Source organism: Roseburia yibonii (assembly GCF_014297335.1).
Taxonomy (GTDB): Bacteria; Bacillota; Clostridia; order Lachnospirales; family Lachnospiraceae; genus Roseburia_D; species Roseburia_D yibonii.
Map to the genome: position 1 here is coordinate 1 of NZ_JACOQH010000005.1, position 26,779 is coordinate 26,779.

Annotated in this window: 26 protein-coding genes and 1 tRNA gene; 3 read left to right on the forward strand and 24 right to left on the reverse strand. The window is 46.7% G+C overall.

The window, feature by feature from the left end; all coding sequences use genetic code 11:
- The 17 genes from H8Z76_RS07900 to trkA form a co-directional block, all read right to left on the reverse strand.
- Positions 1-1,079 (reverse strand): right-handed parallel beta-helix repeat-containing protein (locus H8Z76_RS07900; protein WP_186982183.1); only part of this gene is annotated, 1,079 nt, incomplete at its 3' end.
- Positions 1,080-1,116: 37 nt separating this feature from the next.
- Positions 1,117-2,325 (reverse strand): hypothetical protein, encoded by a 1,209-nt coding sequence (locus H8Z76_RS07905; protein ID WP_186982184.1) that lies wholly within the window; start codon positions 2,323-2,325, stop codon positions 1,117-1,119.
- Between the two features lie 125 nt (positions 2,326-2,450).
- Complete coding sequence (locus H8Z76_RS07910; RefSeq protein WP_022515150.1) at positions 2,451-3,068, reverse strand: hypothetical protein; 618 nt, start codon at positions 3,066-3,068, stop codon at positions 2,451-2,453.
- Positions 3,065-3,568 (reverse strand): hypothetical protein, encoded by a 504-nt coding sequence (locus tag H8Z76_RS07915; protein ID WP_186982185.1) that lies wholly within the window; start codon positions 3,566-3,568, stop codon positions 3,065-3,067. Before H8Z76_RS07915 ends, H8Z76_RS07910 begins: the two co-directional genes overlap by 4 nt.
- A 9-nt stretch (positions 3,569-3,577) precedes the next feature.
- Positions 3,578-3,724 (reverse strand): hypothetical protein, encoded by a 147-nt coding sequence (locus tag H8Z76_RS07920; protein ID WP_022515152.1) that lies wholly within the window; start codon positions 3,722-3,724, stop codon positions 3,578-3,580.
- 131 nt (positions 3,725-3,855) lie between these two features.
- Positions 3,856-4,191 carry a hypothetical protein gene (locus H8Z76_RS07925; protein ID WP_186982186.1) on the reverse strand — a complete coding sequence of 112 codons (336 nt, stop codon included), beginning with the start codon at positions 4,189-4,191 and terminating at the stop codon, positions 3,856-3,858.
- Position 4,192: 1 nt separating this feature from the next.
- Positions 4,193-5,734 (reverse strand): hypothetical protein, encoded by a 1,542-nt coding sequence (locus H8Z76_RS07930; RefSeq protein ID WP_186982187.1) that lies wholly within the window; start codon positions 5,732-5,734, stop codon positions 4,193-4,195.
- Positions 5,725-6,801 (reverse strand): ATPase, T2SS/T4P/T4SS family, encoded by a 1,077-nt coding sequence (locus tag H8Z76_RS07935; RefSeq protein WP_186982188.1) that lies wholly within the window; start codon positions 6,799-6,801, stop codon positions 5,725-5,727. The genes H8Z76_RS07930 and H8Z76_RS07935 overlap by 10 nt, the downstream gene beginning before the upstream one ends.
- A gap of 27 nt (positions 6,802-6,828) precedes the next feature.
- Positions 6,829-6,999: a hypothetical protein gene (locus tag H8Z76_RS07940; RefSeq protein WP_022515157.1), complete on the reverse strand. Its 171-nt coding sequence runs from the start codon at positions 6,997-6,999 to the stop codon at positions 6,829-6,831.
- Positions 7,000-7,013: 14 nt separating this feature from the next.
- Positions 7,014-7,265: a hypothetical protein gene (locus H8Z76_RS07945; protein WP_022515158.1), complete on the reverse strand. Its 252-nt coding sequence runs from the start codon at positions 7,263-7,265 to the stop codon at positions 7,014-7,016.
- A 223-nt stretch (positions 7,266-7,488) separates the two neighbouring features.
- Complete coding sequence (gene aspS / locus H8Z76_RS07950; RefSeq protein WP_022515159.1) at positions 7,489-9,294, reverse strand: aspartate--tRNA ligase; 1,806 nt, start codon at positions 9,292-9,294, stop codon at positions 7,489-7,491.
- A gap of 47 nt (positions 9,295-9,341) precedes the next feature.
- Entirely contained in the window at positions 9,342-10,589 is a 1,248-nt protein-coding gene (gene hisS, locus H8Z76_RS07955) for a histidine--tRNA ligase (protein ID WP_186982189.1), read from the reverse strand.
- A complete protein-coding gene (gene hemZ / locus H8Z76_RS07960) occupies positions 10,580-12,058 on the reverse strand; it encodes a coproporphyrinogen dehydrogenase HemZ (protein WP_186982190.1) in 1,479 nt (492 codons plus the stop codon). The genes hisS and hemZ overlap by 10 nt, the downstream gene beginning before the upstream one ends.
- A gap of 14 nt (positions 12,059-12,072) precedes the next feature.
- Positions 12,073-12,705, reverse strand: a complete 633-nt coding sequence (locus tag H8Z76_RS07965) for an MBL fold metallo-hydrolase (RefSeq protein WP_186982191.1) — start codon at positions 12,703-12,705, stop codon at positions 12,073-12,075.
- A gap of 28 nt (positions 12,706-12,733) precedes the next feature.
- Positions 12,734-15,046, reverse strand: a complete 2,313-nt coding sequence (locus H8Z76_RS07970; protein WP_186982192.1) for a RelA/SpoT family protein — start codon at positions 15,044-15,046, stop codon at positions 12,734-12,736.
- 81 nt (positions 15,047-15,127) lie between these two features.
- Complete coding sequence (locus H8Z76_RS07975; protein WP_186982193.1) at positions 15,128-16,606, reverse strand: TrkH family potassium uptake protein; 1,479 nt, start codon at positions 16,604-16,606, stop codon at positions 15,128-15,130.
- A 10-nt stretch (positions 16,607-16,616) separates the two neighbouring features.
- Positions 16,617-17,972, reverse strand: coding sequence for a Trk system potassium transporter TrkA (trkA, locus tag H8Z76_RS07980; RefSeq protein ID WP_022514972.1), 1,356 nt, complete (start codon positions 17,970-17,972; stop codon positions 16,617-16,619).
- Between the two features lie 198 nt (positions 17,973-18,170).
- Between trkA and H8Z76_RS07985 the strand changes: the two genes are divergently transcribed.
- The gene (locus tag H8Z76_RS07985) at positions 18,171-18,578 is read left to right on the forward strand and encodes a DUF3783 domain-containing protein (protein ID WP_186982194.1); all 408 of its coding nucleotides are present in this window, start codon (positions 18,171-18,173) and stop codon (positions 18,576-18,578) included.
- Positions 18,579-18,610: 32 nt separating this feature from the next.
- On the opposite strand, the gene H8Z76_RS07990 is transcribed toward H8Z76_RS07985, so the two are convergent.
- From H8Z76_RS07990 to H8Z76_RS08000, 3 genes are read right to left on the reverse strand one after another with little or no spacing between them, the layout of a single operon-like run.
- Entirely contained in the window at positions 18,611-19,489 is an 879-nt protein-coding gene (locus tag H8Z76_RS07990; RefSeq protein ID WP_186982195.1) for an aldose 1-epimerase family protein, read from the reverse strand.
- Entirely contained in the window at positions 19,467-20,018 is a 552-nt protein-coding gene (locus H8Z76_RS07995) for a M48 family metallopeptidase (protein WP_147618965.1), read from the reverse strand. The genes H8Z76_RS07990 and H8Z76_RS07995 overlap by 23 nt, the downstream gene beginning before the upstream one ends.
- Positions 20,019-20,051: 33 nt before the next feature.
- On the reverse strand, positions 20,052-20,483 hold the full coding sequence (locus tag H8Z76_RS08000) for an FMN-binding protein (RefSeq protein WP_022514976.1): 432 nt from the start codon (positions 20,481-20,483) through the stop codon (positions 20,052-20,054).
- Between the two features lie 147 nt (positions 20,484-20,630).
- On the opposite strand from H8Z76_RS08000, the gene H8Z76_RS08005 reads away from it, so the two are divergent.
- Positions 20,631-20,703: transfer RNA gene (locus tag H8Z76_RS08005), tRNA-Gly, on the forward strand.
- Between the two features lie 125 nt (positions 20,704-20,828).
- Here the strand turns inward: H8Z76_RS08005 and H8Z76_RS08010 are convergent.
- From H8Z76_RS08010 to H8Z76_RS08020, 3 genes are all read right to left on the reverse strand, one after another.
- Positions 20,829-21,767 (reverse strand): RpnC/YadD family protein, encoded by a 939-nt coding sequence (locus tag H8Z76_RS08010; protein WP_186982196.1) that lies wholly within the window; start codon positions 21,765-21,767, stop codon positions 20,829-20,831.
- Positions 21,768-22,058: 291 nt separating this feature from the next.
- Positions 22,059-23,438, reverse strand: coding sequence for a leucine-rich repeat domain-containing protein (locus H8Z76_RS08015; RefSeq protein ID WP_186982197.1), 1,380 nt, complete (start codon positions 23,436-23,438; stop codon positions 22,059-22,061).
- A gap of 88 nt (positions 23,439-23,526) precedes the next feature.
- Entirely contained in the window at positions 23,527-24,654 is a 1,128-nt protein-coding gene (locus tag H8Z76_RS08020) for an AbiH family protein (RefSeq protein WP_186982198.1), read from the reverse strand.
- 94 nt (positions 24,655-24,748) lie between these two features.
- On the opposite strand from H8Z76_RS08020, the gene H8Z76_RS14005 reads away from it, so the two are divergent.
- A complete protein-coding gene (locus tag H8Z76_RS14005; protein ID WP_176926251.1) occupies positions 24,749-24,970 on the forward strand; it encodes a helix-turn-helix domain-containing protein in 222 nt (73 codons plus the stop codon).
- 76 nt (positions 24,971-25,046) lie between these two features.
- On the opposite strand, the gene H8Z76_RS08030 is transcribed toward H8Z76_RS14005, so the two are convergent.
- Positions 25,047-26,765: a leucine-rich repeat protein gene (locus tag H8Z76_RS08030; RefSeq protein ID WP_186982199.1), complete on the reverse strand. Its 1,719-nt coding sequence runs from the start codon at positions 26,763-26,765 to the stop codon at positions 25,047-25,049.
- Between the last annotated feature and the right edge of the window lie 14 nt (positions 26,766-26,779).

Consider the following 26,779-nt stretch of genomic DNA (forward strand, 5'->3'; position numbering starts at 1 on the left):
ACCGTAAGGTTTGCGGAAGAAGAAATACCATGCTGTCCGTTGTCATGGATGCGTCCATTGTTGATAGTTACGGTGCCGCCGTTTGCCGTGATCCCACACGCCGCGTTACTGTAGATCTCCCCCGCATTCATGGTAAACGTCCCATTCCCGTTCAAGAGATAAACGCCGGTCTGCGAGAGATTATTGACCGTTCCGCCATTCATCACGACATCACCCTTCTGGATGCCGATACCTGCCGATGCCTCACTCCGGTTTCCGGCAATAAGACCGCCATTGATATATGCATAGCCATCACCGACATAGATCCCGCAGTTTGCGTTCTGGTTTATGGTACCGCCGTGGAAATACACGGTTCCGTAGGAACTGATCCCGTTATTGCCGTTATAATAGATATTTCCACCGGCAACGCTGATCGTACCGCCGGAGGAACCGATCCCGGACTGCTCATTGCCATAGATACTGCCATCATAGACATTGATCGTACCGCCGGATTTACACCAGATCCCATGTCCGCCGCGCAGTTCCCCATTACCCTTATACCATGAGGTACACTCTGTGATATAGGTTCCAGACCGGACATTTACCATGCCTCCGGGACTTACCACAATACCACTGCGGTAATCCTGTACGTCACCATCATCTCCATTGTTCCCCTTGATCACAACATCCTGCAGTGTCAGGGTATTTGCTACGTTAAAGACCGGCGCACCGTTGTTTTTTACATCCTCACTGGCACTTCCATCTAGCACATTTATTCCGTTCCGGATCGTATGTCCGTTTCCATGGATCGTCTTGACCCCATACACGGAAATACCGGTAGGATAATATGTATCATAAATATCTTTATTAATCAACGTAATATCATTCAGCAGATAAACATCCGCCGTAATTCTTCTGTCACATGCTTCGTTCAGCCCCGCCTGGGTCGCTACATATGCTGTATTACCACTCCAGTAAATATCTCCGGTCGTCAACGCCTTTGTCTCCTGCGGTTTCACCGCAAGCAGCCCGGTCAGAAGCATGACACACATTCCTGCCCATGCTAATAATCTTCTTTTATTGTTCTTTCGTCCCTTCATTTATCCTTTATCTGTCAGACATGCTGATCTCACCTGATCAGCGGTATTCCGGATAATCTCTTACCAGTGCCGCATAATCAAAGTCATGTCCAGCTAACCTGCCTGCCTTTCTTGAAATATATTTATTTGCCACTTTTCCAGATGACTTGCCATAGCACATATAATCATAGTAATACAGCTTCCAGTCATCCCCGTATTTTGGATTTAATTCATCGTAATAGTTTGCGCGATAGTAACATGGATCAAATCCCTGCCCCAATGCACCTCTGCCCGCCGGCATACCGTCTTTCACAAAATGAAGGATCGCGTTATCCGTAGTGAATCCAGCTGCCTTTACATCTGTGTTTCCATTTAAGTATGCCTGCGCATTGAACACCGAAGCGTAATCGATACCATCTACTACCGTGTTTCCATAAGACATTTCACGGCTCTCATACCCATACTCATCCGCATTCCTGCTTGCCGCCGACACTGCATTGATCTTGTCCACATCAAACGCGTAACCATCCACCACAATGCTGTTGTACGCCCACTGCCCGATGTAGTGTCCATCCGTCTCATCCATGTTGTAATAATAAGACGCATCGGAGATCAGTCCTCTTGCCACCATGCCGTTCCAGTGATAGAACACCGTTCTGCCATAAGGATCATAGCCCCATCCGGTCGTGATCAGCGTACCATCCTGATTGGCAAAACCATAGTCACGTCCGTTCGCAAAACCAAACCAGCCGCTCTGCTCCATGGCTCCGTTGGCGTTCAGATAATAAACCTTGTCTCCGACAAAGGTGATCTGATCTTTATAGAGATAGCCCTGTGCGTCAAAGTAGCAGGTATAACCCACACCCGGACAATACCGGAAGGTTGTAAATACTTCATGTCCTTCCGTATCAAAATAGATGATGTGCTCTCCATCCGGATGATAGGTCAGCTTGTCCTTCATCGGGGAACCGTCTGCCTGTAAATAATAGGTATTTTCCCCATCAAAAAAGAATACATCCTTTGCAAGTGTACCGTCTGCTTTTGTATAATGGGAACCATCCCAGTTGCCGCCATCTTTGGATAAGCTGTAATACGGCACATTCCGTCCGCCTTTTGCGGTATCCGCTGTTTCTGTCGTTTCTTCTATCGCCGCCTCACTGGTCACACCTTCGTCTGTGGTGTCCGCAAGCACTCCGACCGGCGCTGCTCCCGTCAGTCCTGCAACTGTCATTGCCAGTAATAATAATTTCATTCCTTTGTTTTTCATAATTAATTCTCCTTTTCCTCTTCTTTTCTTATGCGGTAACTTTCCGCGTATATTGCACTGATTCTATCTTACCATTGAAAAAGGAAAAAAAATATGTATTTTCTTCTTACTTTATCGACAACGCTTTATTTGCTCCATGCCCCGTAATAAACGATATCCTCCTGAACCTCCTGTGAAAAGTCCGCAATATAATCATTCCAGTCATGCCAGCCTTCAAACACCATACCGTCTGCCTTCGGCGTGCATGGCTCTTTGATCTTTTCCCCGTCTGCCACCACAAAGGATTTGTAGCAGTCCGCATCTGCCTGCATATCCTCCTTATTCCAGTAAAATTTTACGGTATGCGACCCTTTCTTATCCTTCTCTTTATCCAGTATCGCTGTTCTGCTGTAGGAAACCCTTCCTTCTCTTCCATTTGGATAACGAAACATTTCCTCCACCTCCATTCCCAAAAGTCCCTTCTTCTCATCTGCTCCCCAGATCCTGACGCAAACATCGGAATCGGTACGAAGCTCCGCAGTGATCGCCGCAACCGCTTCTGCCAGAAATATGCTCTCATCTGTCTCTTCTTCTGTCCCGCTTTCTGCCTTTTTCATTTCCCGTTCCACCGTTGTCTCCACCGCTGTTCCGAGATTTGCCTTTAACTCCATCTCTCTTGCATTCCGCCCGCTGATCGCGCAGACAGTTCCAAGACAGCAGATTCCCGTTAATGCCACAAAAACACATATGATCAGATTTTTCATCCCTCTCCCCCGCTTTCCTGCTTTCTCGCTACTGAAACCGCAATCTGGTAACGCTTTCTTTTTCCTGCGTCATTGCTGACTGCGATCCTAAGCGTATATATCCCGGATTTTTCAAAGCACAGCATCCCATCCTGCGTCTGCCCATATGCCACCACTTCATTTCCCGTTTTGTCCAATACTTTTTCCAGCAGAAAATCATACGTTCTCCCGTCTTTATCTGCCGCAGTAATATAATCCGTCACTTTGTAATCCTGCCCTGCCACCAGGACACGCTCCCCGAATGTTTCTGTCAGCACCGGCTCCGGTTTTGCCGCCTCTGTCTGCAGCACCTTATAATCTTTGTAGTCCGTATAGCAGATACTGCCGGGCTTTATCGCTGCCCCCGTCATCCTTAGCAGCCCCTGCTTTCCATCCGCGCCCCCAAAAAGAAATGCAACCAGAAAAAGTGCCACCGCCACCGCCGCGATCCCACGTCCAAAATGTCTGATGATCTGTTCCATCTCTTTCTCCTATCCGCAGATCCCTGCAAGAAACGCAAGTACCGCCTTGCGCAGTACCCCACCTTCACTGTATAGTCCTGCATAGAATATCAGAAAGCCGATCCCTGTAACTGCCGCAAGAATCCCGCTTCCATACTCTCTTAAAATCTCTTCCATCATTTCCTCCTAAAATCCGGTAAAAAGGTCAAAGATCCGGATCACTGCCTGTAATAACGCACCTCCGAAAAGCACAAAAAGAACCGCGCCTCCGATTTCTTCTATCAAACGCTCCATGTCTCTTTCCTCCTCTATCTCGCCACGCCGCGCAGCTGCTTTTTTTCTTCTATTCCAAGAAGCGGTACTTCATAGGAATACGAAAGGATCACTTCCGCCAGAGAAAGATCGCCGTCCGCATCATACTCACAAGGTGTCACTGTCAGGTCGTAACCCGCCTCCTCCGCCTGTTTTTTACAATGTTCCATTACCTGCGCGTTAAAGTTGCTGTCCTCGATCTCCACGATCACATCTGCCTTGTATTCATCTGCCCGCACACTGGAAAAGACACCGGAAACCACACTGATACACACGAAAAATCCGAGCAGCATCAGAAGAATACCTGTAAAAAACTGAACAATCTGTGCCATATCATCCTCCTAACTGCATGCTGCCGAGCATTGCCAGCATAACTACCATGCCAAATGTCATATCCACTGCCATTTTTGCGCAGGCTGCCGCCATCGGATAGGAAAACACCATATCCATCTTAAACTTTGCATGTTCTCCGGATGCCTCCTGTATCTGTTCCTGCATCTCGTGGATCCGCCGGATCAGATGCTCCACCTGGGCATCCACATCCCCATTTCCATTTTCCGCGACCGCATAAAGCATCTGCATACAGGATGTGATCTCCGGTATCTCAAATTCTCCGAAAAATGCGGTATAGGACTCCACATCATCCGGTTTTTCCTCAATGCGGCACAAAAGCTCATCCAGCTGTGACGCAAACAGTTCTGCGGCGTTTTCTCTGGACTTTCTCAGTGACACATACACATTGTTGCTTTGCATGAGCAGTGCCAGATCCATCAGCCATTGCGGAAAACGCACATACAGTTCACGCCTTACCGTATCCTTCGCCAGCTTGTAACCGATCCTGTGCTGAAACAACAAAAAGACCGCCAGTCCAAGGCACACCACCGCAGGCAGGGTTTTTTCAAGGATCATGCCTGCTGCCGCCGCTGTAAAGAACGGTGCCGAAAACAGAATACTCTTTTTCCGCTCCCGATCCGGATCATAGTGCATGACTGTTTCATAACCGGAAAGCACCAGTTTTTCATCGCAGACCTGTCGTTCACTGAGCCAGTCCGCCGTCAGATTTTTCGAACTCTTATAAAATACAAATAAATGGAAAATAATCAGAATTGTTGATGTGAGCTGTACGATAGGATAAGAAAAAATGTCAAATGTTCCGTTTGATGGGAACAGTGCTCCTGCCCAGTTTAAGGCATATAAAACCGCACCGCACAAAAATGTGGAAAAGATAATGCAAAGCACGGTCTCCACATGCCGCTGCTTCTTTTCTGCCTGCAGCCGGTAACAGCTGCGCTTCCACACATCCGCGTCCTGCAAAAGCAGATTGACCGAATGCTCAAACTCGCCGCCCCGTTCTTCCACACGCAGCATCAGCTCATTGGCTGTCTGTATCTTTTCCGCAGGATAGGCCGCCGCAATACCGGAAAGCGCCTCTCTTAAAACTCCGGCGTCGGTGTCTGCCACTCCCCGGTCAATATGAAAGACCGCCTGTTCCATCACTTCATACATCCCGCCCTCTTTCATGACACGCATACAGTCTTTTAATGACGCGTAGATCTTCTGATGTTTTAAAAAAGAATATAACATCTGGTCTACATACTGTCCTGCCTCGGAAAAACGCTTCTGTTCATACATGCGCTCATACATCGCAAGGATTAAAAGCGGCAGTATCAAAAGTGACGAGATCACGACCGCCAGTATAAACGGCGGTAAAAGCCGAAAGATCAGACCAAGTGCGATGCTTCCGGTCAAAACGCCGAGGATCAAAAACAGATGTGTCTTAGACGAATAGTGATATCCATACATATGGACTTCCCGCGCCAGGTTCTTATGGCTCAACAGTCCAAGCACCTGTATTTTTCTTTTTTTTACAAACATTCCGCTTCCCCTTCCCCCTTTCTCTGATCGAACCGGTCGCAGACAAACGGATCCGTGATCCCCGCACGGTGAAGCTGCTTTTTCACATCGGCAGGCAGTTCCCGCCGGATCAGTTTTCCATCCTCGACCAGCCGGTACATACGGTTATGCTCCTCTTCCCTTGTAAAAAAGCAGACCTGGTCAATATAACGGAACAGCTTTCCCTCCTTTGTGCGGACACAGCGGATCAGGATCCCGATATTGACAAACTCATAAATACGGTTCTCCATACGCACCATATCTCCTGTCTGCCCCATCATATTGAGCAGACGGTCGGGCAGTTCCCGCAGATCTTTGACATGGATCGTGGAAAAACCGTTCACCCCCGTACTCCATTGCTCCAAAAGAAAGCGCACCTCGGTAGAACGCGCCTCCGAGAGCACAAGCCACTGTGGGTTCTGACGCAGACACGCCTTAATCGCTTCCGTATATCCAAAGCTTCCTCCCACACGCAGTTCCACATAGTCACTGCCCGGATGGATATCCCCGTAATGCAGTTCCAGCGAATCCTCGATCGTGATCACCCGCTCATCCGGCGGGATAAACTGCATAAAAAATTTCGCGCATTCCGTCTTTCCCACTCCCGGTGTCCCGCCAAACACAAAATTCATCTTCGCACGGACACAGTTCGCTAACAGGCTTAAAACCGGCAGACTCACATAGCCGCTTTCCAACAGCTCCTCTGCGGTATTTCGCACGACCGGCGGAGATTTCCGGATACAGATACTGGTCCCGGAAACCGCCGCAGATTCATGTACGATACTGATGCGCAGTTCATTCGTATCTGCCTCAAGCACCTGATTCGCCTGATTAAACGGGCGGTTCATACAGTTTGCGATATCGTGCGTAAACTGCATGACAAACCGCTCACTGACAGATTCGGGCGCCGGATAGCGCCCTTTCTCCAGATCTGTGATCCAGATATTTCTGCCGTTATAATCAATATCTGTCACACTGTCCTGTACCAGATACGGATAAAAGATCCCGAAATGTTTCTCACTTAACTCAAACGTGATCGTTGCACTCAACCAATTCCCCCTTTCGCCCGCTTTTCCTTAGGCCGGGAGCTGTGCGGATGCCGCTTCAAAAAATCCCGTAATGATCTTATTCATCTGTTCGGCTACTACGCCATTGGAAGACAATATTGCCACAAGAATCCCGATTAACAGAACTCCAACCGCAAAAGCTGCCATTGCCGGGGTAAAATGTTTGATAATCTGTTCCATAAATGTTTCCTCCTTTAATAAAAAAACTGTAACAATAACTGCCGCATGACCGGGTGGATCAGTGTCACGGTTCCGACGGCCGCAAGGAACAAAAACAAAGACACGATTCCGCCTGTCATGATCATTCGCAGAAGCTTTAAAATTCTCCTGCAACTGTGCCAGAGCCAACTGTGCGTCCGGTAATATCTCCGCTTTATAAGCGCAAGCTGTCTGTGATACCAAAAAGCACGCAGCCGCATAGACACTGCCTTTTTTCTTTCTGACATACTCTTTTCTCCAATTGGAATGTTTTTGAATAATACTTTGAAATGTTAGAAATCCTGAATGTTAGATTTGCATCAAGATAATTAAGACTCTTTTATCATACTACTTTTTCTCAGATTGTAAATAGTTTTCCGTCAGTTTATACTTTTTTTATAAACAGAACGCAAAAAGACCAGAAATCCGCCATCCGGCAGACTTCTGATCTTTTCTGTATTCCGCGTAAAATTATTCTTCTTTTGCTTCCTCTTCCTGCGGCGCCACTTCGATGCCAAGCTCCTCTAACTGCTTTTCATCTACCACATCCGGCGCGTTGGTCATCAGATCCGACGCATCCTTTACCTTCGGGAACGCAATGACATCACGGATAGAATCCGCATGTACCATATGCATCACAAGACGGTCAAGTCCGTAAGCAAGTCCTGCGTGAGGCGGTACTCCGTACTGGAACGCATCTAACAGGAAACCAAACTGCTCATGCGCTCTCTCTTTGGTAAATCCGAGCACCTCAAACATCTTCTCCTGGATATCATCCTGATGGATACGGACGGAACCGCCGCCAAGCTCTGTTCCGTTTAATACGATGTCGTATGCCTTTGCGCGCACCGAACCAGGATCGGAATCGATCTTATCCCAGTCTTCTTCCATCGGCATCGTAAACGGATGATGCATTGCCATGAAACGGTTTTCTTCATCTGACCACTCGAGGAGCGGAAACTCTGTTACCCAGAGGAAATTGTACTGGTTCGGATCAAGCAGATCCAGCTCTTTTGCCAGCTCTAAACGCAGAGCGCCAAGCACGTTCCATACAATCTTGTTTTTGTCTGCCGCAAAGAGCAACAGATCTCCCGGCTTTCCTTCCATTGCCTGAACCAGGTTGCTTAATTCTTCTTCTGTCATGAATTTTGCAAAAGAAGACTTGTAAGTACCATCTTCATTGATTGAGAGATAAGCAAGTCCCTTTGCGCCGTAACCCTTAGCAAATTCAACCAACTTATCGATCTTCTTTCTCGGCATTGCGCCCTGTCCCTCGGCATTGATACCACGCACGGAACCACCGTTCTCAAGCGCACCGGTAAACACACCGAAACCGCATCCTTTTACGACATCCGATACGTCATGTAATTCCATGCCAAAACGGGTATCCGGCTTATCTGAACCGAAGCGGTCCATTGCTTCCTGCCATGGCATACGTTTTAACGGAATCTGTACATCCACGCCGATCGCTTCTTTGAAAATGTATTTTAAAAGACGCTCGTTTACTTCGATCACATCATCGATATCTACAAAGGAAAGCTCCATATCTGCCTGTGTAAATTCCGGCTGACGGTCTGCACGCAGATCCTCATCACGGTAGCAGCGGGCAATCTGGAAATAACGGTCAAAACCGGACACCATCAAAAGCTGTTTAAACAACTGCGGAGACTGCGGCAGCGCATAGAAAGAACCCGGATGCACACGGCTCGGTACAAGGTAATCTCTTGCGCCCTCCGGTGTGGATTTGCACAATGTCGGTGTCTCGATTTCAAGGAATCCCTCTTTTGACATAAAATCACGCATCAGATACGCAACTTTGCTGCGCATCATCAGGTTGCGCTGGATATCCGGTCTTCTTAAATCCAGATAACGGTATTTCAGGCGGATCTCATCCTTCGTCTGGCTGTTTTCTTCGATCTGGAACGGCGGTGTCTGTGATTCGGACAGCACGCGGATATCTGTGGCGATCACCTCGATATCTCCGGTCTTTAACGCTTCATTGACTGCTGCGGAACGTTTCTGTACCGTACCGGTCACTGCAATGACAAATTCGCTTCTGAGCGTTCCTGCCTTTGTAAATCCATCTGCTCCTACACTGTTTTCATCAAACACGATCTGAAGGATCCCGGAACGGTCTCTTAAATCGATAAAGATCAGACTTCCCAGATTTCTTCTTTTCTGTACCCATCCCATGACGGTGACGGTCTGCCCGATATTTGCCGCAGAAACCTCCGTACATCTGTGGGATCTTTTCATGCCTCTCATTGACTCTGCCATGAGTATTTCCTCCTGATTTATCCTGTAATTTCAATTTGATTTAACAATTATTTATTAAAAAACTCCACAAAATCGGTATAGCCCTCTGCGGTAAGTTTTTCTTTCTGGAACTTTTTGTTCTTGTTCATGCGTGTCACTAAGATCTGTTTTCCTGCGGCACGCTCGTCCGCTGCCTGTTTCATGACCTCGCAGAGCTTGTCGTTCGGATAGCCCTTTTCGATCAGATATGCGGTCTTCTCCTGGGACGGAACTTTAAATCCGCTCTCTAAAAGCAGCATGATGATACGCTCAAATCCGATGGAAAATCCACACGCCGGAACATCCTGTCCGGTAAATTTTCCGATCATCTTGTCGTAACGTCCGCCGCCGCCACAGCTTCCGCCGAACTCCGGCATCGCGATCTCAAAGATCGTTCCGGTGTAATAAGACATCCCGCGCACCAGTGTCGGGTCAAATACCAGCTTGAAGAAATCGCCCTTTGTCGCCTCGACTGCGGTAATGATATCTTTAAAATTGGTCATGACATCCGCATCTAAATATTCACCCAGAGTGTCTGCCAGATACTGCACGCCATCCTCTGCTTTTTCCACGCCGGCAAACAGTGACTGATACTTTTCAATGCTCTCTTTCGCGAAACCGGATTTTTCCAGTTCCTCTGCCACACCGTCCAGTCCGATCTTGTCCATCTTATCCAGAATAATAAATACAATGTCAAAATCTTTTTCTTCAAATCCGCTGTAAGCAGCCATCGCTTTTAAGATGCGGCGCTCATTGATACGGATCTCGAAGTTTTTAAATCCAAGTTTTCCAAGTGTGGTAGTCGTCGCCTGGATCAGCTCGATCTCCGCTAAATTGGAAGGCTCACCGAGGATGTCGATGTCACACTGTGTAAACTGACGAAAACGTCCTCTCTGCGGACGGTCTGCTCTCCATACACTTCCGATCTGAAGCGCCTTAAACGGGGACGGCAGATTGTTCGCGTTGTTCGCGTAAAAGCGGGAAAGCGGTAAGGTCAGATCATAGCGCATACCGGAATCGACCAGATCACTTTCGCTTTTCGCGTTTGCAAGGTCTAACTTTTCTCCGCGTTTTAACACTTTAAAAATAAGTTTTTCATTCTCGCCGCCCTGATTGCTGCACAGATTTTCAATGTGCTCCATGCACGGCGTGTCGATCGGGGTGAATCCGAAACTACGATAAGTTTCTTTTATGATATTCACCACATAATCGCGGATCTGCATTTCTTCCGGTAAAATATCTTTCATACCTGTGACAGGTTTCTTTACTAATGCCATGAAATTTCCTCCATTTTCTTTGCTTTTCTGTCTATCATTTCATCAATCCGTGCCAGGTAGCTGGTCACGTCCTTGACATTTTCTGCGCGTTCCGTGCGTGCTCCGTGATCAAGCACAAATTTTGTGGAAGCACCTGCACCAAGTGCCATTATAGTCTGTTTTTCCTCCATAATCAAGACATTATAAATGCCTGCCTTGCCCGGCTTCGCATAACCGACATTCTCAAAATTTCCCGCCATATTTTTCTGGCGGTAAAGATAATACGGGGTCAGCCCCATCTGTTCTGCCGCATGTGCCGCCACATCCAGATGCGCCTGCGTATTCTCGATCTTTAATTCCTTATACCGATCCTTAAATATGTTAAGTCTCGCCGCCCGCTTGATCGCAAGCGAGTGGATCGTAATATTGTCCGGATCGAGCGCCTTTAACCGTTCCATTGTATACGCGACATCCTCGATCGTTTCCTCGGGCAGTCCCATGATCAGATCCATGTTTATATTGTCAAATCCGATCTTTCTTGCCAAATGGAAGGTCTCTTCGATCTGTTCTACCGTGTGATGTCTGCCCAGAATGTCCAGCGTTTTCTGTTTCATGGTCTGCGGATTGATCGATATCCTTGAAATGCCGTGCCAGTGCAGCACCTCCAGCTTTTCTTTTGTGATGCTGTCCGGTCTGCCCGCTTCCACCGTAAATTCCAGAAGATCCGAGAGATCAAAACTGCACTTGATCTTGCGGATCAGGCGGTCTAGCTGCGCCGCGCTTAAAGTCGTCGGCGTTCCGCCGCCGATATAGATCGTATTTAATTTCCGGTTCTTACATTTTTCCGCAGTAAAATCGATTTCTTTTTCCAGTGCGTCAAGATACGCGTCCACGCGGTCTCTCCACGCGGAAAGCGGATAAGAGGTAAACGAACAGTAAAGACAGGTGCTCGGGCAGAACGGAATCCCGATATAAATGCTGTAGCCATGCTCATAATCGAGCTTTTGCAGCAGCGCAAGCTCCCGCTTTGCAATGTCGAGAGACAGCTTTGTTTTGCCATCCGAACAGTAGTAAGTGTCCTTCATATAAGACGCGATCTTATCCCTGCTCTTTCCCTCTTCCAAAAGCTGCATCGGGATCTTGACCGGGCGTATCCCGCTTAATGTTCCCCACGGAAGTGTAATCCCCGTGTGTTCGGAAAGCATTGTATAAAGCACCCGCTTCAGGCGGTTTTTTACCTCTTTGCGGTCAGCTTCCGCAACCGGAACGATCTGCTCGTTTAACGGCTTATCTTCACGCTTTTCTTTCTCTTTCCAGACCGACAGCCGGATCTCATCTGTGGCATACTGACATTCCATATAAAATAAGACCGGCTCATCCGTCTGTTTTTCCTGTACCGACACATACACATCTTCTGCCGGATAAAAAGACTTTACCAGGGAATGAATGTCGTATTCAAACCCTGGCTGATTTAATTTCACGATGATCATAAAAAACTCTTTTCCTAAAAATACGGATTGTATACACGTTCGTGCTCAATCGTCGTCTCCTCGTTATGTCCCGGATAGACACGCACATATTCCGGAAGCACCAACAGCTTCTCTTTTACGGTGCGGATCAGATCCGACATACTGCCCTTCGGGAAATCCGTGCGTCCGATGGATTCGCAGAACAGGGAATCCCCGGAAAACAGTGCATTTTCCTTCAAGAAGTAGTAGCACACGCCGCCAATGGTATGTCCCGGTGTGTGCAGCACACGGATAGAGAAACCTGCAAGATCAAGCATCTCCCCGTCTTTTACAAAGACATCCGCATGAAATACCAGACCGCTCGTTCCCGCCATCGCGCAGAGGTTCAGCGCCGGATTCTCCAGCGTCTCTTTTTCCAGCTCATGCGCATAGATCTGCACACCAAAATATGATGCCACATCCGCTGCCGCTGTCGCATGATCGAAATGACCATGGGTCAGAAGTACCGCGACCGGACGCAGCCCTTCTTTTTCTATCTGCTCGATCAGATAATCCGCAGCTGCACCCGGATCTATGATGATCGCTTCCTTTGTCTCCGTATTTGCCGCAAAATAACAGTTGGTACAAACCGGTCCTACCTGATAGGAATATACTTTTAATTTTGCCATGATTTCTCCTTATTCTGTCCGTGATCCGTCAGCCTGTTGTACGCTCAATGTCGATCACGCTCTCGATCTGGCGCACCTTCTCAACCAGACGCTCCAGTTCTTCTTTTCCTTTGACGCTGAACGATACCGAAATCGTCGCGATCCCTTGCTTGCTGGTCTTGGAATTGATCCCGCTGATACTGATCTCCCGTTCGGTAAAGATCTTTGTGATATCCACAAGAAGGCCTTTTCTGTCATGGCAGAAGATCTTGATCTCCGCGATATAAAGTCCCTTGCCTTCTCCCTCGGTATCCTGCTGCCATTCGGCATCGATCAGGCGCGCACGCTCCATGTCAGAGAGATTGATGATGTTGATACAGTCGGTCCGGTGTATGGAAACACCTCTGCCCCGCGTTACAAAACCAACGATCTCGTCCCCCGGTACCGGGCTGCAGCATTTGGAAAAATGCACTGCCACATCATAAAGTCCCTTGACAATGATGCCACTCTTTGAACGGACAACCGGTGTTGCCGCCGCTTTTTCCTTGTTTTCCGCCACTGCTTCCAGCACATCCGCGTCCGTCATCTGGATCGGATGATCCTTATGGTATTCTTCCAGCATGCGGTTTACGATCTGACCTTCCTTTAAACCGCCGTGGCCGAGTGTCGCAAGGCACGCATTCCAGTCATGAAAGCCGTATTTATGCAGTATCTTACTCTGATACTCCGGTTTATTGATATCGGAAAGATTGATATTCTTCGTCTTACAGTACTGGGCGATCAGTTCTTTTCCCTTTACAATGTTCTCTTCCTTTAACTCACTGCGAAACCACTGGTTGATCTTATTTTTTGCCTGTGTACTCTTTACGATATTTAACCAGTCTCTGCTCGGTCCCTTGGAATTCTGTGAGGTTAAAATCTCGATCCGGTCACCGTTCTGGATCACATAGTCGATCGGAACCAGCTTTCCGTTTACCTTCGCTCCGATCATCTTATTTCCGACCGCCGAATGGATGCTGTACGCAAAATCCACCGGTGTCGAACCGTTCGGCAGGTTTTTGACATCACCGGTCGGTGTAAAGCAGAATACCGTATCTGAAAACAGGTCGAGATCGCTCTTTAAGAGACTCATAAATTCCCGGTTATCGGACATATCTCTCTGCCACTCCAGGATCTGTCTGAGCCAGCTTAATTTTTCTTCTTCCTGGTTCTGGACATTCTTTCCGTCGGATGCCTCTTTGTATTTCCAGTGTGCCGCGATACCATACTCCGCGGTACGGTGCATCTCATAGGTACGGATCTGGATCTCAAACGGCTGTCCGGTCGGTCCGATCAGCGTTGTGTGCAGGGACTGATACATATTCGGCTTCGGCATCGCGATATAGTCCTTAAAGCGTCCCGGGATCGGCTTGTACATCTCATGGATCACACCGAGCGCCGCATAACAGTCCTTTACGGACTCCACGATAATACGGATCGCAAACAGATCATAGATCTGGTCGATCGTCTTTCCCTGGTTTTTCATCTTTTTATAGATACTGAAAAAATGCTTTGCGCGTCCCTCAATATCCGCCTTGATGCCTGCCGCTTCGATGCTCTTTTTCACCTGGCCGACAAGCTGCTGCACATAATCATCACGCACACTCTTTCTGAGTGCCACCTTCTCGACCAGATCATAGTACGCTTCCGGTTCGAGATACTTGAGTGAAAGGTCATCCAACTCGATCTTGATCTTGGAAATACCAAGACGCTGCGCGATCGGCGCATAGATGTCCATCGTCTCACGCGCCTTTTCCTTCTGCTTCTCCGGCGTCATGTATTTTAAAGTACGCATATTATGCAGACGATCCGCCAGTTTGATCAGGATGACACGGATATCCTTTGCCATCGCAAGAAACATCTTTCGTAAATTTTCCGCCTGTACTTCCACCTTGTCCGCGTCATACGCAAGCTGTCCGAGCTTGGTAACACCGTCCACCAGAAGCGCGACCTCAGCGCCGAACTCCTCTGTGATCTCCTCCACGGTCATAACCGTGTCTTCCACCACGTCATGGAGCAGCCCTGCAACGATCGTCTCCTTGTCCAGCTCAAGCTCCGCCAGGATGATCGCAACACATAACGGATGGATAATATAGGCCTCTCCGGACTTTCTGACCTGTCCCTTATGCGCCTCATCCGCCACATGGTATGCTTTTTCGATCATGGAAATATCGTCGGAAGGATGATATTTACGCACGCTGGCTATCAGTTCTTTATAAAGATACTCCGGGCTTTCAAACTCCTTCATCGTCTTTATATTGTCTGCTTTCGGAATCACTTCATTTTCCAGTTCTTCCAGTTGTTCTGTTGTAATATCCGCCATAAACATCACCCACTTCGCACATTATAATTTACAATTATAATAAATTTTGTAAAAAAAAGCAATCCTGCACCGCTGCCGGACTCAGATATCAAGGCCAAGCTCTTTCCGATCTGCTCTCCTTGCCGGAAGCCGCCACATTCCCGGCGCAAAAAGCACCAGCATCGGGAACAGCTCCAGACGGCCGATCAGCATATCAAACATCAGCACGAATTTGGAAAAAATATTGAACGCGCCAAAGTTTCCGGTCGGTCCTACCATATTAAGGCCAGGTCCCACATTGTTAAAGGTCGCTATGACTGCCGTCACATTCGTGGTCATATCATAGCCGTTTAAGCTGAGCAGCAGAATCGAGATCAGAAGGATCAGGAAATATCCCGCCATATAGCAGAGCGCGGATTTTACTACATTGTCCGGCACTCTCCGTCCATCCATACGCACCTTCTGCACACTTCTCGGATGTGTGACCGACTGGATCTCATTTTTCACTGCCCGGAACACGATCATCAGACGTGACACCTTAAAGCCTCCTCCGGTACTTCCGGCACAGGCTCCGATAAACATCAGACCCACAAGGATCATTTTCGCGAATTCCGGCCACAGGTTAAAATCCGCTGTCGCGAATCCGGTCGTGCTGACCACGGAAGCGACCTGAAAAAGCGCTTCATGGAAGGCATAGAACACACTTTTATACTGCCCGTGGATGCTCACGGTGATAAGCGCCGCACTGGTAAATACAATGATCAGGAAATAACGCACTTCCTCGTTTAACAGAGCGTCTTTTGGTCTTCGGATCAAAAATAAATAATATACGTTAAAATTGATCGAGCAAAGCAGCATAAATACCGTGATGATGATCTGCACCGCAAGCGTATAGGACGCGATACTGGTATTGACCAGTCCGAATCCACCGGTACCCGCGGTGGAAAACGTCAGTGTCACCGACTCAAACACAGACATTCCTGCAATCTTTAACGCCACCATCTCACTGAGTGTGATAAGCAGATAGATCCCATATAAGATCATTGCCGTGCTGCGGATCTTTGGCACCAGTTTTCCGACCGAAGGTCCGGGGCTCTCCGCGCGCATCAGATGCAGCGACGAGCTGCCGGAGAGCGGTAAGATCGCCATAATAAATACCAGTACCCCCATACCGCCGATCCAGTGAGTGAAACAGCGCCAGAACGCCGTAGCATGCGTAAGCTCCTCCACCGAAGACAACACGCTCGCGCCGGTCGTAGTAAAACCGGAGATCGTCTCAAACAACGCATCCACATAAGATGGGAATTCCCCGGTCAGCCGAAGCGGAACCGCTCCCACCAGACTGAGAACGATCCAGCTAAGCGATACCGCCGAAAATCCCTCTCTGGAATAAAAGACACTGCTCTTTGGTTTTTTGATCCTGCCAAGCATTCCGAGAAGCAGGCTGGCTGCGGCAACCGCAAGATAAACCAGTCCTTCTTTCTCGCCATAAATCGCTCCCACCAGTGCCGGAAGCAGCAAAAACAGCCCCTCAAAACCGAGTACGCTGCATAAGATATATCGGATCATCGAATAATTCATGTCGTGCCTCCTACTTTACCACATCCCGGATGTCATGCAGTCCGGTCGTTGTCGTAATGACGATCACCGTATCCCCCACTTCGATCACGCTCTGTCCCTTCGGGATCGTAACCTGTCCTCTGTGTGTGATACAGCCGATCAGCATGTTCGGCCTCAGTTTTAAATCCTGAAGCGGGATACCGACCACAGGCGCATCCTCTTTGATCAGAAATTCCACCGCCTCAACCTGATTGTCATTTAAGCGGTACAGCGTCTCGATATTGCTTCCCAGTGAATTTTTCATTGCGCGGACATACTTGATGATCGATTCCGCGGTAATATATTTCGGATAAATGATACTGCCGACATTTAAGTTTTCTATGATCTCATCATAGGAAATGCGGTGTACCTTCGTGATGAGCTTTGCCTTGGAACAACTCTTTGCAAACAGCGCGAGCATAATGTTTTCCTCATCGAAATTGGTCGTTGCGACAAACGCCTCCATCTCCATGAGTCCTTCTTCCATCAGAAGTTCCTTATCCGTGGCATCGCCGCAGATGATCATCGCTTTTGGCAGCATCTCGGAAAGTTCTTCGCAGTGATTTGCGTCCCGGTCGATGATCTTTACCTTAATGCCAAGATCCAACAGCTGCTTTGCCAGATAGATCGATGTGCGTCCACCGCCAATGATCATGACATTTTTGGCTGCCGCTGTCGGGACACCGAGTTTTTTGAAAAATTCGGTTGTTTTTGCCTGAGTTCCGACAATGGAAATGACATCCTTTGCCTTCAGTTCAAAATTTCCATCCGGAATGATCACTTCCTCGCCGCGTTCCACTACCGCGATCAGTACATCACAGTGCAGTCTGCTGCCCATGTCACGCAGTTTGATATTACAGAGCGGATTGCCCTCCTCGATCCGGTAAATGACAAGATCCACACGGCTTTTCGCAAAAGAATCCACTTCCAGTGCGGACGGGAATTTCAAAAGTCTTGCCATTTCCCTTGCCGCCGCAAGCTGCGGATTGATGATCATGGAAAGTCCGAGTTCTTCCCGGATAAAAGAAATCTCCCTGCTGTAAACCGGATTGCTGACACGCGCGATCGTGTGGCATCCTCCTGCCTTTTTCGCGATCAGACAGCAGAGCAGGTTTAATTCATCCTGTCCTGTTACCGCTACCAGAAGATCGGCATCTCCGATGCCCGCCTCCGACTGTACATTAAAGCTCGCGCCATTTCCTACAATTCCAAGCACATCGCAGCTGGTTGAAATGTTCTCCACAAGCTGTTCTCTGACGTCAATGACTGTTATGTCATGTCCTTCCCTGCTAAGCTGCTCTGCCAGTGTGGCTCCAACATTTCCGCAGCCTACAATTATTATCTTCATCCTCTGCTCCTATCCGTAGGTTCTCTCATTTATTCTGTCACAATTCCCTACTATACTGTATCGCATTATAGCAGAATTTTCAGATTCTGCAAACTTCTTTTTCTTCCTTCTTTTTTCCGGTTTGCGTACAGTTTTCCATCTTGCACAAAAAACACTTTTTTCTTATAATAAATCTATTCTTATTTTGGAGGAACTGCCATGACACCACTCATTCTTTTTTACAATCTAAGCAATGAAAAAGGTAAAAAGATCCGTCTTATCTGCTTAAAGCTGCATATCCGTATCAAACAGGTAGACCCGGTCGATTACGCGAAACCCATCGGTATGCTCGCCGGCATCAAAGATTTTCCCACACCGCAAGATGACGCTTCTTTTTCCTCAGATCCAAAACGGGAAGCATTTACGGATGAGATGCTTGTCATGAAAGATTTTGACGGGCGCCTGCTTGACCGGTTTTTACTGGAAATGCGCCGGGCAAAGATTGCGCGTGTTGCCTTAAAAGCGGTTCTCACACCGGATAACATCACCTGGAATTCCTTTGCCCTGCACGATGAACTGCAAAAAGAACATGAGGCAATGACAAAAGAGCCGCCCTCTGCCACATAAGGCAGCGGACACGGCTCTTTTTATCTGATCCTCTATTCTGTGATCGCAATCTCATAGGATTGCTCAAATGTCTCGTGCGGCATCAGATGGTTGCCCCACTCGCGTTCCTCCAATGTTCCGGCAAAAGTCGCTCTGTCACATCTTCCATACCACGGTTCGATTGCGACAAACGGCGCGTTCTTTTTCTCCGGGGACCATATTCCGTAAAGAGGCGCATCCGAACTTACCGTCACATATTCTCTTCCTTTCGGATCTAACAGTGACACACGGTTGGTCTGACTGTTTTCCACAATGTAAACACCATCATCAAAAAATCCTTCCGGAAACAGCATTTTTCCTGCGTCTTCCGCGATCTTCTGCTTTCCATCCAGCATAAGTCCGTCCGCATTGATCCGGGAAGCAAGCACTTCATGTCCGGTATGAAAATCAAGTCCATATCCGGTCTTGTCCGACTCATCCTGCAGCGGGCAGTTAAACTCAGAATGCGCGCCGATCGAAAAATGCATCTCTTTTTCATTGGTGTTGACAACTTTCCAGGTCACTTTTAATGCATTGCCGACCAGACGGTAACCGATATGCAATTCAAATGAAAACGGATACTTCTCCAGTGTGGAATCATCGGACACCAGAAGGAACCACAGCTCATCTTCCTTTTGTTCTGTCACCTTAAATTCCATATCGCGCGCAAAGCCGTGCTGCGTCATCGGATATTTCTTTCCCTCATAGGTGTATTCCTGGTTTTTTAAGCTTCCGACAAACGGAAACAGGATCGGTGACGTTCTTTTATAATATTCCGGTTTTCCGTACCACATATACTCCACGCCGGTCGCATTGCTCTTTATGGATTTTAATTCCGCTCCAAAAGACTCAATCTCTGCTGTCAGTGTCTCATTTTTCATTTTGTAGCGCATAGCCTTTTAACCTCTTTTCATATTCTTTGTACTTCGGGAGCACCGTCTCTACCACGCGGTAAAAAGCGGCGCTATGATTTGCCTCCACCAGATGTGCCAGCTCGTGAACCACTACATAAGTGCGGCACTCAGCCGGAACCGCGCAAAGCGCCTGATTTAATGTGATCGAAGCCCGCGCCTTGTTGCAGCTGCCCCATCGGCTCTTCATCTTTCGGAAATGCAGCTCAGGCTCCGGTATCCGGTAATCCACAAACGCCGGAAAGCAGGCATCCACAAGCGCTCTCAGCTGTCTTTCCTCGTCTTCCCCGAAAGAAAGCTCCGACAGCACGATTGTCTGCTTTTCCTGCATCTGCGCCAGATGCTTTCGAATCCAGCCGCTCTTTGCTTCCACGAATCCGCGCACCGTTTCCTTCGGATAACCATACGGTGCTGTCACGATGACCTGTGCTGCCGCCGTGACACGGATCGTCATATGTCTTACCTTCTTATAAATAACCTGATAGGAAAAATCTTCACATCTGCCGTCCATCGCAACTCCCTCATTTTGATCGTTCCTATTTTATCACTTTTCCTCTGCTTTTGACAAGGCATTCCGGATCGCTTCCACAAGAACCTGCGAGGTATACTGGTTTTCGCTTCCGTAATCAATGCCCTCCAACGACTGGTTTTCATAAATCTGTTGGGAGATCGCATCCAGCGCCGGCTGCATTAACGGATACATCGTCGCCACGCTTTCATCCAGATTGACCAGCGAAACGGAGTTGATCCGGTTCTCATCCACCACCACTTCCACATCTATGCTGTTATCATTAAATAATATTGAGGAGGTATATTTTCCCGGTGTATACTTCATGGTCTCTTTTGCACTTTCGTCTTTTTTCGAACCGAACATAAAAACAAAGAGCAGGATCAAAAGTACCGCCAGTACCACAAAAATGACCGTATAGACCAGCTCTTTCATATGAAGTACCACGATTTTTGTTTTTGCGCTCATCCAAAAAATTCCTCCGGCTTTTCTTTGTTCTATCATATGTGGCAGCCGCGTTTCCTATTCTTCTAATTTTTTTCATTTTGCAGTTGACAAAGCCGTTTTTATACTGTATATTATTACTTGTCGCTGACGAAGGTCAGATGTGCAAATGCGATAGTGGCGTAGTTGGTAACGCGCGACCTTGCCAAGGTCGAGACCGCGGGTTCGAGCCCCGTCTATCGCTCTTTTAAAAGAGGCTTTGAGAAAAGCTTCTTTTTTATATGTTATGACGGGGCTCGAACGAGTTCTCGCTTCTTTGCTCCGCTTCGGTCCGCGCAATGCCGAGGTCCACCAGACCTCGTGCGCCGTCTATCGCTTTTGTTTTTCTATTTCTTCATAGACCGATCTCCAGTCATATTCCGGTGCAAACGCCGCTGCTGCTTCACAAATCGCTTTTACTCTCGGAAGGTCTTCTTCCAGCTCCTCCGCTATGGTCTCCGGCGTTTTTCCTTTTTTCAGTTTTGTGCAGATTTTTCGAAGAAGCATCTGTTCCTCTCCAACCGCAACGCCTTCCTCATAGCTCTGCTGCCCCAGCTGACGCAGGGTCTCTTCCTCATCATATTCAAAGATACACATCTCTATGGCCTCCTCCCTGTATTTTAACAGGAAATCCCTCAGAATTCCTTCTCTGATGCAGGCATCTACCGTATGCTTCACCGCTTCTTCCCGTCCCATGCTCTTCTCACAGGTTCTGAGCCGGTCAACAAACTGCGCGTACTCAAGCAGTGTATGGCACTGTTCCATCAGTTCTTTATTTCTGCCGAGGTTGATGTTTAACATCACAACTTTCAGCTCCAGTGCCGGATCTTCCTCCGGGTTCATAAATGCGTCGGACAGCTTTAACACCTGCCGTTCCGGCTGCATATCCCTTCCGTTATAAAAAACGAAAAAGCGCGGTGTCGGTATCTTTACGAGCTGTCTCCCATAAATCGTCCGCCCATTACTCCAGCTGCGCAGCTCCCTTGCCACATAATGCAGGTTGCGAAGTGGAATGTTCGGGTTATAAGTGCTCTGATGCTCGTACAGATTCATGTAAAAATCCATAACCACTGCCAGATCATTCTTCATGTTCATGTAAATGGCGTTTTCCAGTGTCACGACGGTAAGCGCCTCCGGATCGGTGTAGGACGTACCGTTCACTGCGTTATACAGCCCGAGCAGCTCTTTTTTCTCCCGGAACACCATGCGGAACAACCGGTCTTTGTAACTGCGGTATACCTGATTTCCTGTTTCTTTTGTTTTGTCCATATTTTATTTTCCTCCTGTCGCCGCAGGAACAGTTCTTCGAAAACCCCTGCTTTTTGATTGTGGAAAAAGCATGAATTTTCTGAAATAACAAGAATGTTTAGAACCGCCGGATGGCGGACAGACGGACTGTTGTCCGGATAGAAAATATGCTTTTATACATTTATCTTAGCACACGCCGATTACGGGAACAAATTAAATTATTATAAACTATTGATTACTAAAAAACCGGCGCACAGGTATTTCCCATGCACCGGTTTCAATTCCACTTCTGTTTTTCAATTCAGTTTCTAATTACTGCACCGGAAACTGTCCAAGGTAATATCCATCTGTCGTGTCCATGTTGTAATAGTAGACACCATCCGTAATCAATCCTCTCGCTACCATTCCGTTCCAGTGATAAAACACCGTTCTGCCATACGGATCCGCAGAGAACCCTGTCGTGATCAAAGTACCGTCACCATTTGCCCATCCATAATCCAGACCATTTGCAAACCGGAACCAGCCATTCTGTTCCAGCGCTCCATTGGCATTCAGATAATATGTCTTGTCTCCCACAAACGTGATCTGATCCTTATAAAGATATCCCTGGGAATCAAAGTAACAGATATAATCCACGCTCGGGCAATACTGGAAATTGGTAAACACTTCATGCCCCTCAGTATCAAGATAGATGATATGCTCTCCATCCGGATGGTAGGTCAGCCGGTCTTTCATCGGAGTTCCGTCTGCCTGCATATAATAAGTATAAGTTCCGTCAAATTTAAATTCATTGGTAACTAACTTGCCGTTTTCATAGCAGCGCAGATTTCCATCATCGCTCTGATAAAAGGTATCATTTCCGTAAGCTGCCACCTTAGTTCCCGATGGTGTTGCCGGTGTCGGATTACTCGGAGTAGGCGTATCTGGAGTCGGGTCGCTCGGCTTTGGCGTATCCGGGGTCGGATTTTGGGACAGTGGCACTGCAGTAATCTTACTGTTTTCGCTCTTCGTCGCTAAAATTTCGTCAATATTTACACCGTCTGCATAGTAAATGGTAAGGCCATCCCCTTCAGTGGCGGCATCTTTAAACATATCTTCCACATATTCAATCGATCCCATAATTCTCATACTGCCGGATAATTTAGGACACCCCTTAAACATATAGGAGGTATTTTTTACTCCAGCTGGAATATCCGGGGCTTCGATCAGACTTTTGCAGTACTCATACATACCATAACAACTTTCCTTCATTTCAGACGGAAGATTTGTTTTTACTAGATTGGCACAACCCCAAAACATATAGGAATTTCCGCTTCCTTTTACTCCATCTTCAAACAATACTTCTTTAACCGGATCCAATGCAAATATTCCCCAACTCTCCCTATGCTCATCAAGAAGAACTGTACACATATTAACCTGATATATCTTACCATTCACCGTATACGTTGCCGGCACCTTTACTTTTTCTGCCTTTCCATTATACCTCGTTAATGAAATCGTATTCGTTCCAAGACTATAATCCCAATCTTTCAACTCCGGCACCACATAGCCATCTTCTGTGCCATCCACATCCACATTTTCCGTAGTTGCCACACTCTGCGTGGCAGTTTCTTCCGCCATCACGTTTCCCGGTGCGCACAATGTGCCTGCCATCACAAAGCACATCGCCGCCATTAAAAATTTTCTTTTCATTTTCTCTCTCCTTTTTTACTTATTTTTATATGCGGAATATTCCCCATATTGTACAAAAAAATTTATGCTATGAATACTGTTGTTTTGTTTAGTTTTTGGAATTCAAAAACACCCTCTTGCTGTCTGCCTGATACAGCACTACAAAAATCCGGCTTAAAACCGCTTTTTCTTCCTTCTTCTCCAGTTCTACCCCGGCTTCCTTTAAGAATGTATCCTTTACACTCTTCTCACTTACCTTAGCTCCAGCCTCCTGATACATATAAATGATCAATTCTGAATTTTCTTTCCGCAACGACTGCACGATATTTTCCCACCACCATTTATCCGTCCGTCCCATAGACAGTCCAAAAAGGATAAAAAGCTCTGTCTCCGCAAAATAACTTTTATATTTTACTTCATTCTGTCCCCAATATGGTTTGATAAAATGATTTGCGTATTCTTCACATTCTTTATTGCTGATCTGATCCTTATCATTAAATCCAAACAGGATCGACCTTGGTACACTCTGCACTCCGTGCGGATGGATCACATTCATCATCAGGTAGGATACCCATGTTTTTTCTTTTATCTCCGGATTCACACCATCGTAACCATTGGGATTCGGGTAAAAGCGGAAGTTCCTGTCCACTGTTTTATAGGGATGCGGATCAAACTGCTCCTTATCCATATAAATGTAATTGTCTAAGAGCGCTGTATAATTGAAATTAAAGATCAAAAAATTGAACAAATCATAATATTCGGTATTTGCCGGAAACCGTAATGTCTTATAATCCTTTTTACTGATATCCTGTAAAAAACTGCTCAATGAATTGACCGCCCATTTCTTCTCCTCTGATTTTTTTCCTATCTCAGCCAGAAATTCCGGACTTATAATATCATCCAAAAATGAAGAAAAATACCCCTGTATCTCATGAAGATCATTTTCCAGATCAACGGCTGAAACGTTCTCATTCAACAACGATATCAATGCGATTTCAAAATCACCCCAAAGTTTGTTATCCTTCTCTTTCTCCTCCTTCATTTTTCTGTAGATCACATTATCCTCTCTACAGTTCTGGTATTCAAGATAATGATAAAAATTTGCATAGGATGTCTTTGTCTGTTTCTGAAAAGAATCCAGGATTTCCATATCGAATCCGTTTCCAACTAAAACCATAATATTATGTTGCTTTTTTACGGATTCATATCCCTCATTCTTGTATTCGCGATATCCCATTTTTACCCTCTCCCTTCTTTTGTGTGGATTATTCCTCATATTATTTCCCATATATTATATGTGATAATTACAGAAACGTAAAGGGGATTTTTTTATGATTTCTTTTGAACCATTGCGTAAACTATTACGCGAAAGAGAAATAAGTACTTATTACCTTCGAAATAAATGCGGAATTTATAATTTAGACAGCAAAACGATCAAACGCCTGATGTCCGATGAATCAGTGTCTACAAATACTCTGAACTCCCTATGCCACATCTTGGACTGTGACATCTCAGATCTTATGACCTTTTCGCCGGATGAACAGACAAATTAAGGGATATTCCAAACGAATCATTTGGAATATCCCTTTTCTTTGTCGCCCGGGTATAACTCACCCCAGGCTCTATTTTCTACTGCACCGGAAACTGTCCAAGGTAATGTCCATCTGTCGTGTCCATGTTGTAATAGTAGACACCATCCGTAATCAGCCCTCTCGCTACCATTCCATTCCAATGGTAGAACACCGTTCTTCCGTACGGATCCGCAGAGAATCCTGTCGTGATCAAAGTACCGTCGCCATTTGCCCATCCATAATCCAGACCATTTGCAAACCGGAACCAGCCATTCTGTTCCAGCGCTCCATTGGCATTCAGATAATATGTCTTGTCTCCCACAAACGTGATCTGATCCTTATAAAGATATCCCTGGGAATCAAAGTAACAGATATAATCCACGCTCGGGCAATACTGGAAATTGGCAAACACTTCATGTCCCTCGGTATCAAGATAGATGATATGCTCTCCATCCGGATGGTAGGTCAGCCGGTCTTTCATCGGAGTTCCGTCTGCCTGCATATAATAAGTATAAGTTCCGTCAAATTTAAATTCATTGGTAACTAACTTGCCGTTTTCATAGCAGCGCAGATTTCCATCATCGCCCTGATAAAAGGTATCATTTCCGTAAGTTGCCACCTTAGTTCCCGATGGTGTTGCCGGGGTCGGGTCGCTCGGCTTTGGCGTATCCGGGGTCGGATCACTCGGCTTTGGTGTATCCGGTTTTGGTGTATCCGGCTTTGGCCCGGGCTTTTCCGACAGCGGTTTTGCGGTAATTTTACTATTCGCACTTTTTGTCTCTAAAATCTCGTCAATATTCACATCGTCCGCATAATAAATCGTAAGCCCATCCCCTTCGGTGGCCGCATTTTCAAACATACCTACATTATATTCTTTCCCTGCATAATACCAATGGTATAATTTCTGTATTCTCCCCGAAATTTCCATGCTTCCTGACAATTTTGAACAATCCTCAAACATAGCACTTGCATCTTCTATACTTTCCGGCAGGTTCGGTGCTTTCACCAGCTCACTGCAGTCACTAAACATTCTGTTAGCGTCTGTCACTCTTAACGGGATGTCCGGAGCTTCCACGATACTTTTGCAGTACGCAAACATCATCTGACACCTTTCCACACCTGATGGGATTTCCGGTGCCTTTGCCATTTTTTCGCAGTGATAAAACATCAAATTACAATTTACCACTCCTGACGGGATTTCCGGTGGTTCTTCCAGGTTCTCGCAGTAAGCGAACATGGATTTACACTCTGTCACTCCCGCCGGGATCGTCGGTGTTTCCACCAAACTTGTACATTTCTCAAACATACTGGTACAATCCGTCACTCCCGACGGAATATTTGCTTTCTTTAAATTACAACAATCTTTAAACAGATATCTGAAATCCCCGGTAATTCCGTCTTCTAAAAATACCTCTTTCACTAAATTGTGTTTTGAGAATACTCCCTCTTCGTTTAAATAATTTTTTCTTTTCAATGTAAATTTAACTTTGTATTTCGTTCCGTCAATCATATATGCTGCAGGAACTTTTATGTATGAATCAAATCCTCTATAGTCCTTGATCAATAAAATCTTATTGGCATCATCTTTCGTGTAATCCCAGTCTTTCAGTTCCGGAATAACCAGTCCGGTCTCCGAATCTATGTTTTTTCCTGCGGTATTTGTCTCATCTTCCGTGCTTTCCATTATCACTTCGGCTGCGCCGACCGTATCTGGAAATACCACGGCGATCCCAAGTGCAGCAACCAGTGAAAGCATTATAAATACTTGTTTTTTCATAACTTTCCTCTCTC